At 68.4% G+C, this 17,686-nt stretch carries 16 protein-coding genes; 8 read left to right on the forward strand and 8 right to left on the reverse strand.

What is annotated here, in order from left to right:
- The first annotated feature begins 48 nt into the window (after positions 1-48).
- Complete coding sequence (locus AU072_RS09360) at positions 49-459, forward strand: hypothetical protein (protein ID WP_064413594.1); 411 nt, start codon at positions 49-51, stop codon at positions 457-459.
- Here AU072_RS09360 and AU072_RS09365 read toward each other — a convergent pair.
- Genes AU072_RS09365 through AU072_RS09375 form a run of 3 tightly spaced genes read right to left on the reverse strand, consistent with a single transcriptional unit; the run spans position 449 to position 3,772 of the window.
- Positions 449-2,656, reverse strand: a complete 2,208-nt coding sequence (locus AU072_RS09365; protein WP_064413534.1) for a heavy metal translocating P-type ATPase — start codon at positions 2,654-2,656, stop codon at positions 449-451. The two genes, AU072_RS09360 and AU072_RS09365, sit on opposite strands and share 11 nt — an antisense overlap.
- On the reverse strand, positions 2,646-3,566 hold the full coding sequence (locus AU072_RS09370; RefSeq protein ID WP_064413535.1) for a DUF8832 domain-containing protein: 921 nt from the start codon (positions 3,564-3,566) through the stop codon (positions 2,646-2,648). Before AU072_RS09370 ends, AU072_RS09365 begins: the two co-directional genes overlap by 11 nt.
- Positions 3,566-3,772 carry a heavy-metal-associated domain-containing protein gene (locus AU072_RS09375; protein ID WP_064413536.1) on the reverse strand — a complete coding sequence of 69 codons (207 nt, stop codon included), beginning with the start codon at positions 3,770-3,772 and terminating at the stop codon, positions 3,566-3,568. The genes AU072_RS09370 and AU072_RS09375 overlap by 1 nt, the downstream gene beginning before the upstream one ends.
- 87 nt (positions 3,773-3,859) lie before the next feature.
- On the opposite strand from AU072_RS09375, the gene dtd reads away from it, so the two are divergent.
- Positions 3,860-4,291, forward strand: coding sequence for a D-aminoacyl-tRNA deacylase (gene dtd, locus AU072_RS09380; protein WP_064413537.1), 432 nt, complete (start codon positions 3,860-3,862; stop codon positions 4,289-4,291).
- Here the strand turns inward: dtd and AU072_RS09385 are convergent, their stop codons facing one another.
- The gene (locus AU072_RS09385; protein WP_064413538.1) at positions 4,292-5,176 is read right to left on the reverse strand and encodes an AIM24 family protein; all 885 of its coding nucleotides are present in this window, start codon (positions 5,174-5,176) and stop codon (positions 4,292-4,294) included.
- Positions 5,177-5,271: 95 nt separating this feature from the next.
- On the opposite strand from AU072_RS09385, the gene AU072_RS09390 reads away from it, so the two are divergent.
- Together AU072_RS09390 and AU072_RS09395 are read left to right on the forward strand one after the other, a co-directional pair.
- Positions 5,272-5,475, forward strand: coding sequence for a hypothetical protein (locus tag AU072_RS09390; RefSeq protein ID WP_064347029.1), 204 nt, complete (start codon positions 5,272-5,274; stop codon positions 5,473-5,475).
- A 90-nt stretch (positions 5,476-5,565) separates the two neighbouring features.
- Positions 5,566-6,132, forward strand: a complete 567-nt coding sequence (locus AU072_RS09395) for an ATP-binding transcription factor AbmR (RefSeq protein WP_064413539.1) — start codon at positions 5,566-5,568, stop codon at positions 6,130-6,132.
- 18 nt (positions 6,133-6,150) lie between these two features.
- Here AU072_RS09395 and AU072_RS09400 read toward each other — a convergent pair whose 3' ends face one another.
- From AU072_RS09400 to AU072_RS09410, 3 genes are read right to left on the reverse strand one after another with little or no spacing between them, the layout of a single operon-like run.
- Complete coding sequence (locus AU072_RS09400) at positions 6,151-8,352, reverse strand: molybdopterin-containing oxidoreductase family protein (protein WP_064413595.1); 2,202 nt, start codon at positions 8,350-8,352, stop codon at positions 6,151-6,153.
- Positions 8,353-8,371: 19 nt separating this feature from the next.
- Complete coding sequence (locus AU072_RS09405; protein WP_064413540.1) at positions 8,372-10,276, reverse strand: ABC transporter ATP-binding protein; 1,905 nt, start codon at positions 10,274-10,276, stop codon at positions 8,372-8,374.
- Positions 10,277-10,284: 8 nt separating this feature from the next.
- Positions 10,285-12,024: an ABC transporter ATP-binding protein gene (locus tag AU072_RS09410; RefSeq protein WP_064413541.1), complete on the reverse strand. Its 1,740-nt coding sequence runs from the start codon at positions 12,022-12,024 to the stop codon at positions 10,285-10,287.
- A gap of 77 nt (positions 12,025-12,101) precedes the next feature.
- Between AU072_RS09410 and AU072_RS09415 the strand changes: the two genes are divergently transcribed.
- Together AU072_RS09415 and AU072_RS09420 are read left to right on the forward strand one after the other, a co-directional pair.
- Positions 12,102-12,665 carry a DUF3558 domain-containing protein gene (locus AU072_RS09415; RefSeq protein ID WP_064413542.1) on the forward strand — a complete coding sequence of 188 codons (564 nt, stop codon included), beginning with the start codon at positions 12,102-12,104 and terminating at the stop codon, positions 12,663-12,665.
- Complete coding sequence (locus AU072_RS09420; RefSeq protein WP_064413543.1) at positions 12,662-13,219, forward strand: DUF3558 domain-containing protein; 558 nt, start codon at positions 12,662-12,664, stop codon at positions 13,217-13,219. The genes AU072_RS09415 and AU072_RS09420 overlap by 4 nt, the downstream gene beginning before the upstream one ends.
- Before the next feature lie 3 nt (positions 13,220-13,222).
- Here AU072_RS09420 and AU072_RS09425 read toward each other — a convergent pair whose 3' ends face one another.
- On the reverse strand, positions 13,223-13,732 hold the full coding sequence (locus AU072_RS09425; protein ID WP_064413544.1) for a SixA phosphatase family protein: 510 nt from the start codon (positions 13,730-13,732) through the stop codon (positions 13,223-13,225).
- Between the two features lie 104 nt (positions 13,733-13,836).
- Here AU072_RS09425 and AU072_RS09430 point away from each other — a divergent pair, with 104 nt between their 5' ends.
- Together AU072_RS09430 and AU072_RS09435 are read left to right on the forward strand one after the other, a co-directional pair.
- On the forward strand, positions 13,837-14,985 hold the full coding sequence (locus AU072_RS09430) for a metallophosphoesterase family protein (protein ID WP_064413545.1): 1,149 nt from the start codon (positions 13,837-13,839) through the stop codon (positions 14,983-14,985).
- Positions 14,982-17,603, forward strand: coding sequence for an AAA family ATPase (locus tag AU072_RS09435; protein WP_064413546.1), 2,622 nt, complete (start codon positions 14,982-14,984; stop codon positions 17,601-17,603). Before AU072_RS09430 ends, AU072_RS09435 begins: the two co-directional genes overlap by 4 nt.
- The last annotated feature ends 83 nt before the right edge of the window (positions 17,604-17,686 follow it).

Here is a 17,686-nt window from a genome sequence, read left to right on the forward strand (position 1 = left end):
GCCCGCATTTCGAAACGGCCGCCGGTGTGGGTGATCTACGATCCAGGCATGAGCCGGGTCGCAAAAGCCGTGCTGGTCACGCTGTTCGTCGCATCGTCCGGTCTGCTGGGCGCGGGAGCGGTGAACGCGCAGCCGCCGCAGCCAGCATGCGGGTACACGCTGTCGCCACCGCAGGTCGTCAACACCGGTGGCGTGAGCAAGGTCAGCGCGACGGTCTCGTTCATCGCGTGCGGTGCGCCGTTCCAGCCGGCGTACAGCGTCGCGTGCGTCCACCGCGCCGGTCACGACTCTCAGGGGCAGTGCACGCAGGCGCGCGGGCCGGGCGCCGCGCAGGTGTTCTTCGAGCCGTACCAGCCGGGCGCGCAGTACATCGCGAGCGGACGCGGCTGCGGCAAGGTCTTTGCGGACGCACTCGAACCGAACTGCGACATGCTCGGCCCGATCAACGTCACGCTGTAGCGGCGAACCGGCGCAGCCGAAGGCTGTTGCTCACGACGAACACCGAACTGAATGCCATCGCCGCACCGGCGATCATCGGGTTCAACAACCCGGCCGCCGCCAACGGCAACGCTGCGACGTTGTAGGCGAACGCCCAGAACAGGTTTCCCTTGATCGTTGCCAGCGTCCTGCGCGACAGGCGGATCGCGTCGGGTACCGCGTTCAGGTCGTCGCGCACCAACGTCAGATCGCTGGCCTCGATCGCGACGTCGGTGCCGCTGCCCATCGCGAGTCCCAGGTCGGCCTGAGCCAGCGCCGCGGCGTCGTTGACGCCGTCGCCGACCATCGCGACCACCTTGCCCTCTGCCTGCAGGCGCTGCACCGCGTCCACCTTGTCCTGCGGCAGTACTTCGGCGACGACCTCGTCGATGCCCACCTCGGCGGCGATGGTGCGGGCCGCGGCCTCGTTGTCGCCGGTCACCATGATCGGTTTCAGGCCCAGCGCACGAAGCCGCGAGATCGCTTGGGGTGACGTCGGTTTGACCGCATCGGCCACCACCAACACCCCGCGGGCCGCGCCGTCCCATCCGGCGACGACAGCGGTGCGCCCTTGTGACTGCGCCTGTCGGACCGTGGCTTTCAAGGATTCGGGAAGCTGGTGCGACGACAGCAGCCGTTGCCGTCCGACGGTCACGTCGCGGCCCCCGATCCGCCCGCGCACCCCGAGGCCGCGCAGGTTGGTGAAGTCTTCAACCGACGGCAGCTCACCGAGCTTGTCCCGGGCGCCCCTCACGATCGCCCTCGCGATCGGATGCTCGGAACCGTCCTCGACCGCGCCCGCCATCCGCAGCACGTCGTCGGACTGTTCACCGTCTGCGGCCACGACATCGATCAACGTCATCCTGCCGGTGGTGATGGTCCCCGTCTTGTCCAACACGATGGTGTCGACGCGGCGGGTCGACTCCAACACCTCCGGCCCCTTGATCAAGATGCCCAGCTGCGCGCCGCGTCCGGTGCCGACCATCAGCGCGGTCGGCGTCGCCAGCCCCAGCGCGCACGGGCACGCGATGATCAGCACCGCCACCGCGGCGGTGAAAGCGGTCGCGACCGATCCGCCGGTGCCCAACCAGAAGCCCAGAGTCGCAACCGACAAGGCGATCACGATCGGCACGAAAACACCCGAGATCCTGTCGGCCAGCCGCTGCGCGTCCGCCTTCCCGCTCTGGGCGTCCTCGACCAGTCGCGCCATCTGGGCGAGCTGCGTGTCGGTCCCAATCCGCTTGGCCCGCACTACCAGTCGGCCGTCGACGTTGACCGTCGCACCCACGACCTCGTCACCGGGCCCGACGTCCACCGGAACCGCCTCGCCGGTGAGCATCGACGCATCCACCGCCGAGGCACCCTCGATGACCACACCGTCGGCGGCGATCTTCTCACCGGGCCGCACCACGAATTCGTCGCCGACACCGAGCTGGTCGATCGGGATCCGTTGTTCGCCGGTCTTTCTGCGGACCACGACGTCCTTGGCGCCCAGCTCCAACAGTGCGCGCAACGCCGCGCCGGCGCGCCGCTTGGAGCGCGCTTCGAAATACCGCCCGGCCAGGATGAACGTCGTGACCCCCGCAGCGACCTCGAAGTACACGCTGCCCGAACCGTCGGTGCGTGAGAGCGTCAGCTCGAAGCCGTGCGTCATCCCCGGGGTGCCTGCGGTGCCCCAGAACAGCGCGTAGACCGACCATCCCAGCGCGGCGAGCGTGCCCATCGAGATCAGCGTGTCCATGGTGGCGCTGCCGTGGCGCAGGTTCGCCCACGCCGCACGGTGGAACGGCCACGCCCCCCACACCACGACCGGCGCCGTCAACGTCAGCGAGAGCCACTGCCAATTCGTGAACTGCAGGGCGGGGATCATCGCCATCGCGATCACCGGAACACTCAGGGCGAGTGAGACCAGCAGCCGGTGCCGCAGCGCGGCGGTCGGATCCTCTTCGACGACGGTCACCTGATCGGTGGCCAGGTGTGCTTGGTAGCCGGCGTCTTCGACGGTGGCCACCAACGCCTCCGGTGTCACGTCTGCGCTGTACTCGACGCGCGCCTTCTCGGTGGCGAAGTTGACGGTGGCCGTCACACCGTCGATCTTGTTGAGCTTGCGCTCGATTCGGTTCGCGCACGACGCGCAGGTCATACCGTCGATCGACAGCTCGATCGTGTCAGTGGCCATGGCCGGCCTCCCCGTGACCGTCCGCGGTGACGTCCGGCTGTGCGGACGGATCGATCGACACGGTGAATTCGGCCGTGTGCACGACGTCGCGGTGCTGGAAATCCAGGAACAGGCGATACTGCCCCGCGCTGGGGAACGTGGTGTGGAACTCGATGGCCGGCCCCGGCGCTGTACTGGCGTCGCCGGGCCCACCCATCGGGTGCACATGCAGGTATGCGAGGTCGGCGGCCCGCAGCGCGACGAGGTGACCGTAGGCGCCCAGGTACGGCTGCAGATCGTCGACCGGGTCGCCGTTGCGGTGGACCGTCAGCGTAAGTGTCGATGCCTCACCGGCTTTCGGGGTTCCGCTGAGCGTGACGGTGTATTCGCCGACAGTCGACGACGTGTCGACCGCCGGCAGTGGCGCGGGGGAGTACGGGCCTGCGACGTGCACGTTGGCGCCGAGGGTGAGCGCGGGACCGCCGGTGGGCACGAAATCGGCGAAGACGCGGTAGTCGCCTGCGCGACTGAAATCGACGGGAGTGCGCCACGTGCCGCGGTCATCGAGTACGGGGTGAAGGTGCTGGAAGGCGGACAGGTCGTTGCGAATTACGATCAGGTGCAACAGCTTCTCGTGAGTTTCGTCGAACTGCTTCACCGGAGTGCCGCGTCGGTCGAGGATCCTGAACTCCAGTGGCGAGGTTCGGTTCGCCGGGGGGAGCGATTGGGCCACGTCGAGCGTGTAGCCGCTCGCGGTCACCTGTAAGCCACCGGGGGCCTCGGCGGATTGCGCACGATCGTCGTGCGCGGCGGAGTGCTGCTCTGACGCGGCATCATTCTCGGGACCGAACGAGCGGCCGACCCACATCGATGCGGCGAACACCACCGCGAGTGCGGCGATGAACGCGGCGACGCGAGGGGCGGTTCTCATCAGCTCGCCAGCTGGTAGCCGGCCTCTTCCACGGCGGTCCTGATGGCGCCGGCGTCGACGGGTGCGACACTGTCGATGGTCACCGCTCCGCTGGCGACGTCCACGTCGACCGATTTAACACCCGGGACCTCCCCGAGTTCCTCGCGCACCGATGCGGCGCAGTGTTCGCAGGTCATGCCGGTCACGGTGATGGTGGTGGTAGCCATGACGCCAGCGTACCTGATACCCCCTAGGGGTATCTACCGGGTGTGCTGCCCGACTGCTGCTCGACGACCATGGCAGCATCGGCGCACATGCGAGTTCTCGCCCAACGGGTCACTTCCGCGTCCGTCACCGTGGATGGCGAGGTCGTCGGGGCGATCCGGCCCGACGGCCAGGGCCTGCTCGCGCTGGTCGGCGTGACGCACGACGACGACGCGGTCACGGCTCGGCGAATGGCCGAAAAGCTCTGGCAGCTGCGGATTCTCGACGACGAGAAGTCCGCGTCGGACGTCGGCGCCCCGATCCTGGTGGTCAGCCAGTTCACCCTGTACGCGAACACCGCCAAGGGCCGGCGGCCGGCGTGGAACGCGGCCGCGCCGCGCGCGACCGCCGAGCCATTGGTCAGCGCGTTCGCCGATGCGCTGAGCGACCTGGGGGCGTCGGTGGCGACCGGCGTCTTCGGCGCGCACATGCAGGTTGCGCTGGTCAACGACGGCCCGGTGACGGTGCTGCTCGAGCTGTGACTATGCGGTGGCCACCGGCGGTGCGCCCTCCGAGGGCTGCACGATCACGAACCCCTGCCCGTGGAACGCGACCTGAATCGCCTCGCCGGAGCCGCGGCCGATCAGCGCGCCGGCCTTGAAGCTGGTCTTGAGCTGAGTCTGCAGATTCGCCGACCAGGCCACCACCGCGTTGGTGTCGGCGAACGTCGGCGCCTCGGCGGCGTTGAGCACGACCGGCGGACCGTCGGTTGTCAGCGCCACCCAACCGGTTCCGCGCAGCGTGGTGTTGAACAGGCCGCCGGTCGCGATGCTGCCGCCCCGCACGCGCTCGATGTTCCAGTTCAGGTTCGACGAGAACGCCAGCACGTTCTTCCCGCTGATCGACAACCCGGAGTTGGTCAGCTGCAGCAGATGCACGTCGTAGCCGCGCTCGGCGAGAAAGACATCGCCCTGCCCCTGACAGCGCATCAGCGGCAGACCCTCGCCGGTCAGCGCCTTCTTGATGAACTTGGAGGCGCCGCCGCCCTCGAACGCGAAGTCGACGTTGCCCTGGTAGGCCACCATGGAGCCCTGCCGCGCCATGAACGGCTCCCCGAGGCGCACCCGCAACATCTTGGTGTTCTGGTTGGCGATGGCCTTGGCCTCTTTCTCGCTGAACCGGCCGTCCACCAGATCGCCGCTGATGCCTCCGAAGCCGTCGCCGGCCGGCTGCCCGACCGCCATCGCCTGTCCGCCGGCACCGTGCTGTGGCGGAGGTTGGGGCGCCGGGGGAGGTCCGCCGAGCGGCGCTGTGCCGACCCGACCCTGATGCGACACCTGGTCGGTCCAGTTGTACCCGTCCCACCAGCGGTACTCGTAGCGACCTTCGGGATCGGGTCGCCAGCTTCCGTTGTTCGGTGCTGTCATGGCCTACAAAGTAATCGGACGGCCCCGGTGCGGTGAGGCACTTTCGCACTGATCCATCCCGCCCGGAACCGCTCGGCGGCTGGCATTCTTGTGCCATGGCAAAGGAAATCGACCGGGTGCGGGCGCAGAGCGCCTTCGCGGTCCTCAAGCAGCATCCGGGCATGGTGCTCTTCGTCGCCTCGCCTGCTCTCATCGCGGTCGGCCTGGTGTGGTGGTTGGTCAGCCCGACCCTGGCCGTGCTGCTGTTGATCGCTGCCATCGTCGGCGGCGGCGCCGTTCTCCTGCGCAAGCGGGGCTGACCCTTCCGACCTGTTATCGGCGGTGACCTGGAGCGTTCGCTGTCGGCGAACGGACGCCAGTTAGACCTGTAACGGTGTAAGCATGTAATCATGCGACACAATATTCATGGCCGACGCCGCCAGGGCGGCTGGCAACAGGCTCAGCAGCCCGACGCGGGCGACGCCGCCGACTGGTTCGCCGGCCGGCTTCCCGAGGAGTGGTTCGCCGAAGACCCGACGGTGGTCGTCGACCGCGAGGAGATCACCGTCATCGGTCGCCTCGCAGACCCCGACGGCGGCGAGAGCGAAGCACGCGCATCCGGACGGGCCGCGCGCTTCCGTGAGGAAACCCGGGCCGAACGCATGCGCATCGCCGACGAGGCGCAGGCGCGCTACGGCCGCAAGGTCGCCTGGGGCATCGACATCGGGACGCCGGGCGCCGACAACCATGAGCGAATCATGTTCACCAATTTGGCCGTTCCGGTGATGACGCGACTGCGCCAACCCGAACGTCAGGTGCTCGACACGCTGGTCGACGCGGGTGTGGCACGGTCACGCTCGGATGCACTGGTGTGGTCGGTGCGGCTGGTCGGCGAACACGCCGAGGAGTGGCTGGGCAAGCTGCGCGAGGCGATGCGCAACGTCGACGAACTGCGCGCCGAGGGACCGAACCTCTAGCTCGTCGCGTCGGCCTCCTCAACGCGGCTCGTGCCTCGCCGCTTGATCGTCGCCCGACGAAATCAGCTCCACGCCAACGTATTGCGAACTCAACGCCGAGGTCTGGGACAGCGGGTCCACCGGTGCGCCCTCGACCAGCAGGTTGCGGTTCACGCCGTAGGAGATCGGATTGCTGGCCCCGCGTGGGTCGAAAACGCGTGAGCCCCAACCGTGATCGATGATGACCACCCCTTCACGCGGTCGGTCGTCCACCACCGCCGTCAACTCGACCGCGCCGACGGGGGAGAAGACCCTGACGAGGTCGCCGTCGCTCACCCCGAGGTCGGCCGCGTCCTTCGGGTGAATGATCACGTCGTTGCCCTTACCGGCGGGATGCAGTCCGGGTAACTCGTTGAGCCAGGAGTTCATCGAGTGCCGGTGCCTGCGGTTGGCCAGCTGGAACGGATAGCCGACCGGTGCGGCGGGAAGCGGGTCGGCGAGCAGCTCGCGGGCCCGCGCGACGAACTCGGGCGGCGCGGCGTGCACCTTCTTGTCGTCGGTCCTCAACGCGTCCCGGAAATGCCCGAATTCGCGGGGGCCCAACACCCAGCCGTGCGGGTGCGATATGACGTCTCGCCATTTGATCTTGCGCCCGTTGACCTTTCGTGAGGTCGCCACGACCAGGCGGTCGATCCAGTGCGGGCCGAACTCCAAGGCAGGCTTACGGGCCATGCGCGCCGCGGCACGGGTCGCCTTGATGAATCCGTTGAGGCCCTTGGCGCGAAACAGCGGTCTGCGCATCGCGATCGCGAGGTCGGTGAAGATGCGCCACTCCTGCCGCACACCCGGCGGCGGCTCGACGGCCTTGGCGCCGTACTGCAGATACGGCTCGTCGTGCATGTTGCTGGTGAACGCGAGCAGGTCGTTGCGCTCGAGCCAATGCGCCGCCGGCAGCAGCCAGTGCGCATGGCGGTGACTCTCCCGCTGGACGAAGTCGATCGCGACGAGCAGGTCCAGATCGGCCAGCGCGCGGTCCAGCTTGTCGCCGTCGGGGCCGGAGACCACGGGGTTGCCGCAGTTGATCAACAGCGCGCGGATCTGACCGTGGCCCGGTGTGGTGATCTCGTCGGGCAGCTCGCTGAGTGCGTGTGCGCCGGCGACCATTTCGCGGCCCAGCAGCCGACTGTAGTGTGGCTTGGCCCTGACCATCGCCGACATCCGGATGGCGTCGACGTAGCCGGGTTCAAAGCGGCGTCCACCGGGACGGTCCATGCGTCCGGTGATCACGTTGAGCACATGCCCCAGCCATTCGGCGACGGTGCCCGCCATGTGCAGCGACACCCCGGTGCGGGTCACCACCATGGCCCCGCGCGCCGCGGCGAAATCGCGGGCCACCCGCTCGATCTGGTCACGGGGAACGTCGCAGCGGGCGGCGAGATCATCGAGATCGGCGTCGGCGACCAGCGCACGGAGGTCGTCGACGCCGGTGGCCAGCTCCGCGCAGTCCTGCCGATGTTCGAGACGCTCGTCGAGGATGACCTTCACCATCGCCAACAGCAGCGCCCAGTCCTGTCCGGGGCGCACCGCGAGGTGCAGGTCGGCCTTCTCGGCGGATTCGGTGCGCAGCGGGTCGACCACCACGATCGTCGCGCCCTGTTGTTGACGTGCCATCGCGCGTCGCCACCCGCCGGGCACGCTCTCGAGCCAATTCCATGCGCTCACAGCGGGGTTGGTGCCGACCAGCAAGAAGTAGTCGCAGTTGTCGACATCGGACACCGGCACCATCAGGATCGAGCCGTACATCGCGTCCGCAACGACGTGCATCGCGTTCTGGTCCACCGAGCCCACCGCGTAGCGATTCTGGGTGCCGAGCGCGTCCAGCCAGCCGTTCATGAAGATGACGTTGGAGGAGGAGAAGCCCGCCGGGTTGCCGTAGTAGACGCCGACCGCGTCGGGTCCGCCCGCCTCGATTGCGGCGTTCATCCTGGCCGCGATGTCGGCGATGGCCTCGTCCCAGGTGGCTTCGACATAGGAATCCCCGACGCGGCGCATCGGTTGCAGGATCCGGCGCGGGTGCTCGATGAGTCGGTGCGCGGTGCGACCCTTGGCGCAGAAGTCCCGCCAGCTGTGCGGGTTCTGCTTGTCGGCGGCGATCTTGGTGACGCGGTTGTCGTCCACCGTCACCTCCAGCCCGCAGGAGGCCAGGCAGATCCGGCAGAACGTATACACCGTTTCGCTCATCACCCCGAGCGTACGACGCTCAGGCCTGCGTCATGGACCAATAAGCGCCATGCTTAGCGAGCAACTCGGCGTGGGTACCGCGTTCGACGATCTGACCCGCGTCCATCACCACGATGAGGTCGGCGTCACGGATGGTCGACAGCCGGTGGGCGATGATGAAACTCGTTCGGTCGCGCCGCAATTCGGCCATCGCCTGCTGGATCAGAAGCTCGGTGCGGGTGTCGACCGAACTGGTCGCCTCGTCGAGGATCAGCAGGCCGGGCCGGGCCAGCACCGCGCGCGCGATCGTGATGAGCTGCTTTTCGCCGGCGCTGATCGAGGCGCCGTCGTCGGTGACGTGGGTCTGATAGCCGTTGGGGAGCATGTGCACGAACCGGTCGACGTAGGCGGCTTTGGCCGCCGCGATCACCTCGTCCTCGGAGGCGTTGGGTCTGCCGTAGGCGATGTTCTCGAAGATGGTGCCGGCGAACAGCCAGGTGTCCTGAAGCACCATCCCGATGCGGGACCGCAGCGATTCCCTGCTGACCGTCGAGATGTCCACACCGTCAACCAGGATCCGGCCGGAGTCGACGTCGTAGAACCGCATCAGCAGGTTCACCAGCGTCGTCTTGCCCGCGCCCGTCGGCCCGACGATCGCCACCATGCTGCCGGGTTCGGCGATCAGCGACAGGTTCCGGATCACCGGTGTGTCGGGGTGGTAGCCGAACGTGACGTCCGCGAACTCCACCCGACCGGCCGGCCCGCCCGTTCCCGGCGCTGCGACCGGCAGCCGATCCGCGGGATCGGGCGCCTCCTCGTCGGCGTCGAGCAGGTCGAAAACCCGCTCCGCACTGGCCACACCGGACTGCAGCGTGTTGTACATTCCCGCGACCTGCGTCAGCGGCTGGTTGAACTGGCGGACGTACTGGATGAACGCCTGGATGCTGCCGAGCGTGATCTGGCCGGTGGCCACCTGCAAGCCCCCCACAACGGCGACCGCGACATAGCTCAGGTTTCCGATGAACGTGGTGGCCGGCCCGACGAGACCGGAGAAGAACTGGGCGCCGAAGGCGGCGTCGTAGACGCCCTCGTTGCACTCGCGGAACCGCTTCTGAGCCGCGGCGCGATGACCGAAGGTCTTGACGATGGTGAAGCCGCTGTAGGTCTCCTCGATGTGGGCGTTGAGCCTGCCGGTGTTCGCCCACTGCGCGACGAACAGGCGTTGCGACCGGCGCGCGATGACCCGGGTCGCCCACAGCGACAGCGGCACCGTCACCACGGTCAGCAGCGTGAGAAGCGGTGAGATGGTCAGCATCATCACCAGCACCGACAGCACCGTCAGCACGGACGTCAACAGCTGGCTGATCGTCATCGACAACGAGCCCTGGATGTTGTCGACATCGTTGGTGACCCGGCTGAGCACCTCGCCGCGCTGACGAGAATCGAAGTAGGACAGCGGCATTCGGTGCAGCTTGTCCTCGACGTCCGAGCGTAGTCTCACCATGGTCCGCTGCACCGCGACGTTGAGGAGCAGGGCCTGCAACCAGACCATCAGCGCAGCGACGAGATACAGGCCCAACGCGAGCAGCAGTGTGCGCCCGACGGCCCCGAAGTCCACACCCTGGCCGGGGACCACGTTCATCCCCGACAGCAGATCGGCGAACGTGCCGTCACCGCGCGCGCGGGCCGCGTCGATGGCCTGCTCCTTGGTGATCCCCGCGGGCAGCTGACGGCCGACCACGCCGTTGAACAGAAGATCGGTGGCGTGTCCCAGGATTCGCGGCCCGATGACACTGATCGCGATGCCCGCGACGCCCAGGAGTATCACGCATGCGGTCAGACCCCGCTGCGGTGTCAGCCGTTTGACCAAGCGGATCGCGGAGCCGGTGAAGTCGCGTGAGCGCTGCGTGGGCGCCTGCTGCATGCCGCGGATGGGGCGGGCCATCGGGCCGCTCACTGGGCGTCCCCGACGATGGCGAGCGACTGCGATTCGGCGAATTCGGCGTACTGCGGGCAGTCCGTCAGCAGGGTTTCATGAGTGCCGATGCCGACGATCCGGCCGTCGTCGATCACCACGATCTGATCTGCCTGGGTGACGGTGGAGATGCGCTGGGCGACAACGATGACCGTCGCTTCTGCCGATGCCTCGCGCAGCGCCGAGCGCACGCGGGCGTCGGTGTGCACGTCGAGTGCGGAGAACGCGTCGTCAAACAGATAAACGGCGGGCCGGCGGATCACCGCGCGGGCGATGGCCAACCGCTGCCGTTGTCCACCAGAGAAATTGGCGCCACCCTGCGTGACCTTCATGGCCAGGCCGTCGGGATGCGCGCGCACGAAGTCGTCGGCCGCGGCCACCCGCAGCGCGGCCCACATCTCGTCGTCATCCGCGTCGGCCTTGCCGTACCGCAGGTTGTCGGCGACGGTGCCCGAGAACAGGTATCCGCGCTGCGGCACCAGGCCGAGCGCCGACCACAGCTGCTCGGGGTCGTAGTCGCGCACGTCGACCCCGTCGAGGTACACCGATCCGCTCGTCGCGTCGTACATCCGGCAGATCAGCGACACCAGCGTCGACTTGCCCGACCCGGTGGAGCCGACCACCGCCGTCGTCGTACCCGGTCGTGCCAGCAGCGAAATATCCTGCAGCACAGGTCGTTCAGCGCCGGGATAACAGAACGTCGCGGCGTCCAACCGGACCTCACCCCGAATTCTCGACGGCCGCACCGGGTGTTCGGGGCTGACGATCTGCGGTGCGACGGACAGCACCTCCGAGATCCGCTCGGCGCACACCGACGCCCGCGGGATGATGACGAGAATGAACGTCGCCAGCAGGACGGCCATCAGGATCTGCATGAAGTAGGCCAGGAACGCGATCAGCGAGCCCACCTGCATCTGTCCGGCGTCGATGCGCAGCCCACCGAACCAGATCAACGCGACGCTCGAGACGTTGATCACCAGCGTCGTGGTGGGCAGCATCAGCGCCTGCCACCGTCCGGCTTCGAGCGCGGTGTCGGCCAGCGCGTGGTTGGCTTCGGCGAACCGGTTGCGTTCGAACGGTTCCCGCGCAAAGGCGCGGATCACGCGCAGGCCGGCGAGTTGGTCGCGCATCACCCGGTTGATGCCGTCGACCAGTCGCTGCATCCGCCGGAAGATCGGAAGCAGATGTCGCACGATCCAGTAATTGGACAGGGCCAGGATCGGCACGCTCACCAGCAGCAGCCAGGACAGCCCGGCGTCCTGGTGCAGCGCCATGACGATCCCGCCGATCGACATGATCGGCGCGGTGACCAGCATCGTGCAGGTCAGTTGGACCAGCAGCTGAATCTGTTGCACGTCGTTGGTGGTGCGGGTGAGCAGTGACGCCGCGCCGAACCGTGCGGTGTCCTCGGCCGAGAACCCGGTCACGTGGTCGAACATCGCCGCGCGCAGATCGCGGCCGACACCCATGCCCGCCCTTGATCCGAAGTAGACCGCCCCGACCGCGCACACCACCTGCAGCGCGGTGACCGCGAGCATCACACCGCCGAGTTCGACGATCCGGCGCAGATTCCCGACCGCGACGCCGTCGTCGATGATCGCCGCATTGACGGTCGGCAGGTACAGCGAGGCGAGCGTGCTGACCAACTGCAGCGTGGCGACGGTGACGAGCAACGCCCGATATGGCCGCGCGTACTGTCGCAGCAGCGCCCATAACATTCCGTTACTGTCGCACATCCGATATATGGGCAGGTCAACCGGCATGTCGGTGGTTGACCTCACAAGCTGCCGCTACAGTGCATGGCGTGACTCACAGCACGCGCGTGACCCGCTGCCTGGCCCTCGCGGCCGCGGTGGTCATCCCGCTGTCCGCATGCTCGGATTCCGAACCCGCCGGCCCGCAAGTGCCTGAGGACACCCCAGCTCCCGCGGAGAACGTCTCGCACGGCCCGTTCTTCGCCCAGTGCGGTGGTATCAGCGACCAGGAGGTCATCAAGCAGACCCGGGTTCCGGGGCTGATCAACACCGCCAAGACCTCCGTGGGGTGCCAGTGGCTGGCCGGTGGCAGCATCCTCGGCCCGCACTTCTCGTTCACCTGGTTCCGCGGCAGCCCGATCGGGCGTGAGCGCAAAACCATGGAACTGTCCCGCACCGCGGTCGAGGACATCAGCATCGAAGGCCACGACGGGTTCATCGGGTACAGCGAGGACCCGATCAACGGCGTCAACCTGTGCGAGATCGGCATCCAATTCGACGATGACTTCATCGAGTGGTCGATCAGCTACGCCAGCAAGCCGTTCCCGGATCCGTGCGAGGTGGCCAAGGAACTGACCCGCCAATCGATTGTGAACTCCGAATGAGAACCGCGTCCGCTCGTCGGCTGATCGCGGGCACCTTCGCCGCGCTCGCTTCGTTGTCCGTGCTCACCGGTTGCACCCAGACGGTGGAAGGCACGGCGGCCAAGTCGGGGTCCGGTGGGGGACCGCGCAACGAAGACTCCGAGCGGCAGTACCCGAACCTCCTCAAGGAGTGCGAGGTGCTGACCGAGGACATCCTCGCCGAGACCGTGGGCGCCGACCCGCTCGACATCCAGAGCACGTTCGTCGGCGCCGTGTGCCGCTGGCAGGCGGCCAACCCGGGTGGCCTCATCGACATCACCAGGTTCTGGTTCGAGCAGGGCGATCTGGACCACGAGCGCGAGGTGGCCCAGCGGTTGGACTATCGGATCGAGGACCGCAGGGTCGCCGGGATCCAGTCCATCGTGATGCGGCCGAACGATCCGAACGGGGCGTGCGGTGTGGCCAGCGACGCGGCCGGTGTGGTCGGCTGGTGGGTCAACCCGCAGTCGCCGGGGATGGACGCCTGCGGTATGGCGATCAAGCTGATGGAGCTGACGCTGGCCACCCGCGCCTGACCGCTAGCGCGCGACGTGGAAGTCCACCAGCGCGGCGCCGTCGAGCGCGACGTCGGCCCACGTCTGCCGCGTGCGCAGCACCGCGATGGACGATGTCGGGAACTTCAGCGAGATCTGTTCGGCCGCAGCGACGTTGGTGCCGTCGGCGGTGGCCAGGCCGAGCGCGACCCCCGACATCGCCGGTTCGTGGCCGATCACCAGCAGGGTTCCCACCTCGAAGTCGAAGTGTGATTGCACGCGGTTGATCTCGTCGATCACCGTGCCCGCAGTCGCGTCGTAGAGGCGGTCGCGGTACTGGACCGGCGCGGCGACGCGGGTGCGCGCGAGCGTCTCGCGGGTGCGGGTGGCGGTGGAACACAGCACGGCGTCGACGGCGGGCACGTTGGCGCGCAGCCAGTCACCGGCCAACCCGGCTTCGCGCACGCCTCTGGGCGCCAGCGGACGGTCGTGATCTGCGACCCCTGGCGGATAGTCCGACTTGGCGTGCCGGAGCAACAGCAGCGTGCGGTACACCGGACTAACCGTAAGGCATGCCGCCGCACCTCCCGGGACTTGTCGGCGTCCCGCCCTACACTCGCGGTGCCCGGCAAACACGACGAGGGGAAGGCGGCGCTGAGATGCGATTCGTGCACACCGCCGACTGGCAGCTCGGCATGACGCGGTACTTCCTCAATGGTGAGGCGCAGCCCCGTTATTCGGCGGCGCGCCGCGACGCGGTGGTCGAATTGGGCCGGGTGGCCGCCGACGCGGGCGCGGAGTTCGTCGTCGTCGCCGGCGACGTCTTCGAGCACAACCAACTGGCACCGCGCGACGTCAGCCAGTCGCTCGAGGCCATGCGCGCCATCGGCGTTCCGGTCTACCTGCTGCCGGGCAACCACGACCCGCTGGACGCCTCGTCGGTCTACACCAGCCCACTGTTCGTCGCCGAGTGTCCCGGCAACGTGCGGGTGCTCGACCGCGCGGGGGTGCACGAGGTGCGGCCCGGCCTCGAGCTGGTCGCGGCGCCGTGGACCTCGAAGGCGCCGTCGTCGGACCCCGTGGCGGGCGTGCTCGAGGGTCTTTGCGCCGACGGGGTGACGCGGGTCGTCGTCGGCCACGGCGGTGTGGACATCTTCGTGCCGGACAAGGACCGGCCGTCGCTCATCCGGCTGGCGGCGCTGGAGGCGGCCGTCAACCGGGGCGCGGTGCACTATGTGGCATTGGGCGACAAGCACTCTCGCATGCAGGTGGGGTCCACCGGGCGGATCTGGTACTCCGGGTCGCCGGAGGTCACCAACTACGACGACATCGAGGTGGACCCGGGGCATGTGCTGATCGTCGACATCGACGAGGACGCCCCGGGGCGTCCGGTGACCGTGGAACCGCGGAAGGTGGGCCGCTGGCGGTTCGTCACGCTGCGCCGTGGGGTGGACAGCGACCGCGACGTCGCCGACCTGGACATCAACCTGGATCTGTTGCCGAACAAGGAACGTACCGTGGTCCGTCTCGCGTTGACCGGATCGCTGACGGTCACCGACAAGGCCGCGCTCGACGTCTGCCTGGACAAGTACGCCCGGCTCTTCGCCGCGTTGAGGGTGGACGAGAAGCAGAGCGACATCGCGGTCGTCCCCGCCGACGGTGAGTTCGACGACCTCGGTATCGGCGGCTTCGCCGCATCGGCCGTCGACGAACTCGTCGCGACCGCACGGTCGGACGGTGAGGCGGCCGACGACGCCCGGGCCGCCCTGGCGCTGCTCCTACGGCTGTCGGAACGAGGTGTGGCATGAAACTGCACCGGCTGGTCCTGACCAACTACCGCGGCATCACCCGCCGCGAGATCGAATTCCCCGACCATGGCGTGGTGATCGTCAGCGGCGCGAACGAGATCGGCAAGTCGTCGATGATCGAGGCGCTGGACCTGTTGATCGAGGCCAAAGACCGCTCGGCGAAGAAAGAGGTCAAAGAGGTCAAGCCGACACACGCCGACGTCGGCGCCGAGGTCGAGGCCGAGATCTCCACCGGCCCCTATCGTTTCGTGTACCGCAAGCGCTTCCACAAACGCTTCGAGACCGAACTGACGATCATGGAGCCGCGCCGCGAACAGCTCACCGGTGACGTGGCGCACGACCGGGTCCGGGCCATGCTCGACGAGACCGTCGACACCTGCCTGTGGCAGGCCCAGCGGGTGCTGCAGTCCGGGTCGACGGCGGCAGTCGACCTGTCCGGATGCGATGCGCTCTCACGTGCGCTCGACGTGGCTGCCGGTGAGGCCGTGCAGCTTTCGGGTGCCGAACCGCTGCTGGTCGACCGCGTCGAGGACGAATACCTGCGTTACTTCACCCGCACCGGCAGGCCCACCGGTGAATGGGCCGCTGCCACCACCCGGTTGCGCACGGCCGAGGAGGCGTTGGCCGAGGCGGCGGCCGCCGTTGCGCAGGTCGACGACGCGGTCCGCAGGCACGCCACGCTCACCGACGAACTGGCCCGGCTGACCGAACAGTGCACCGATGCGGCACGGCAGGTCGCCGTCGCGCAGCAGGCCGCCGAGGAGGTGGCCGCGTTGAAGGCACAGCTCAAGGAGGCGGAACTGGTTCTCGCGGCGGCGCAGGCCAACCACGACACGTCGCGCGCCGCGGTCGAGGAGCGCCGGCGCCTACGTGCCGACATCGAGCAGCGGGCCGCCGCGATGGCAGACCTCGAGGCCGAGGCCGTCAAGGCCGACGAGAACCAGGCGACGGCCGCCGAAGTCGCCGAACTCGCCGAGGCGGCAGCCGAGCAGGCACGAAAAGCGTTGGAGGGCACCCAGGCTCGCGTCGAAGCGGCGCGAAGTACCGTCCAACGGCTGGCCGATCGCGACGAGGCAGACCGCATCGCCGCGCAACTGTCGAAGGTCGAGACCGCCCAGCGTGACCTCGAACGCGTGCAGGGCGAACTCGCCGAGATCCGGGTGACCGGCGAGAAGATGCGGGCCATCGACGCCGCCAAGGCGACGGTCGACGCCGTGACGGCCCAGGTCGAACTGGCGTCGGCACACATCGAGCTCATCGCGTCGGCGGCCGTCGAGCTCCGCGTCGGGGGCCAGACGGTCACCCTCGGCGCCGGTCAGGCGTGGACGGCCAGCGTCAGCGCTGAAACCGCCATCGAGGTGCCCGATCTGCTGACCGCCCGGCTGGTGCCCGGCACGCCGGCATCGGAAACCCAAGCCAAACTCGATGCGGCACAGGATGTGCTGGCCACGGCACTGACGGCTTGCGGCGTCGACGACGTCGACGAGGCGCGCGCTCAGGACCAGCGTCGGCAACAGCTGGTCACCACCAGGGACCGGCTCAGCGCGACGGTCGAGGCGCTGACGGGCGACGAATCGGCCGACCGGCTCAGGGCGCGGCTGGCTGACCTCGAGGCCCGTCAACCAGAGGTGGCCGATCTGTTCGAGGTCGACGCCGGCGCCGCCCGTGCCGAGCTCGACGCCGCCACAACCGCGCACAAGCAGGCGATCGGCGACTGCGACAAGCAGCGCAAGGTCGCCGAAGAGGCCGCTAAGCGCCTAGGGGAGTGCGACATTCGGCTCACCGTGCTGCGCGAGAAGCTGGCCGGTGCGCGGTCCGAGCTCACCCTGGCCCGTGAACGGTTGCAGGGGCAGCGCGCCACCGTCGGTGACGACGAGTTGGCGCACCGGGCTCAGATGCACGCCGAGGAAGCGTTGCGGGCCACCAGCCTGGTCGAGGAGTTGAGCGAGGAAGTGAACCGCGCGGCGCCCGATGCCGTGGCCGGGGCCCTTCGGGAGGCAACGCAACGGGCCGACGCCGTGTCGGCCGGGCACCACCAGCTCGCTGAGGAATTGCGGGAGGTCGGCACGCAGCTGAAGGTGTACGGCACCGAAGGCCGCAAAGGCAAGCTCGACGAGGCGGAAACGGAGCGGGAGCACGCGCTCGCCGAGTACTCGAGGGTGCAGCGCCGCGCGCGGGCCGCCGAGCTCTTGCGGTCGGTGATCGCACGGCACCGTGACTCCACCCGGCAGCGTTATGTCGAGCCGTTCCGCGGCGAAGTGGAACGGTTGGGCCGCATGGTGTTCGGTGACAGCTTCGAGGTCGAGGTCGACAGCGCACTGCGGATCTGCGCCCGCACGCTGTCGGGGCGCACCGTGCCCTACGACTCGCTGTCCGGCGGGGCCAAGGAACAACTCGGCATCGTGGCGCGACTGGCCGGCGCGGCGCTGGTGGCCAAGGAGGACAGCGTGCCGGTCGTCATCGACGACGCGCTCGGGTTCACCGATCCCGACCGACTGGTCAAGATGGGGGCGGTGTTCAACGCGGTGGGCGGCGACGGGCAGGTGATCGTGCTGACGTGCAGCCCGCAGCGGTACGCGGCCGTCGACGGAGCCCAGCACATCGCGCTCACCGCATAGCCGCTCGCGGGCGCGGACAGCCGTCCGGCGACCACGACTTTCCGTGCGGGTTCGCGCACTTTCCGGGTTCGCGCGTCTCGGAA

This window comes from Mycolicibacterium novocastrense (assembly GCF_001499835.1).
GTDB lineage: Bacteria > Actinomycetota > Actinomycetes > Mycobacteriales > Mycobacteriaceae > Mycobacterium > Mycobacterium novocastrense.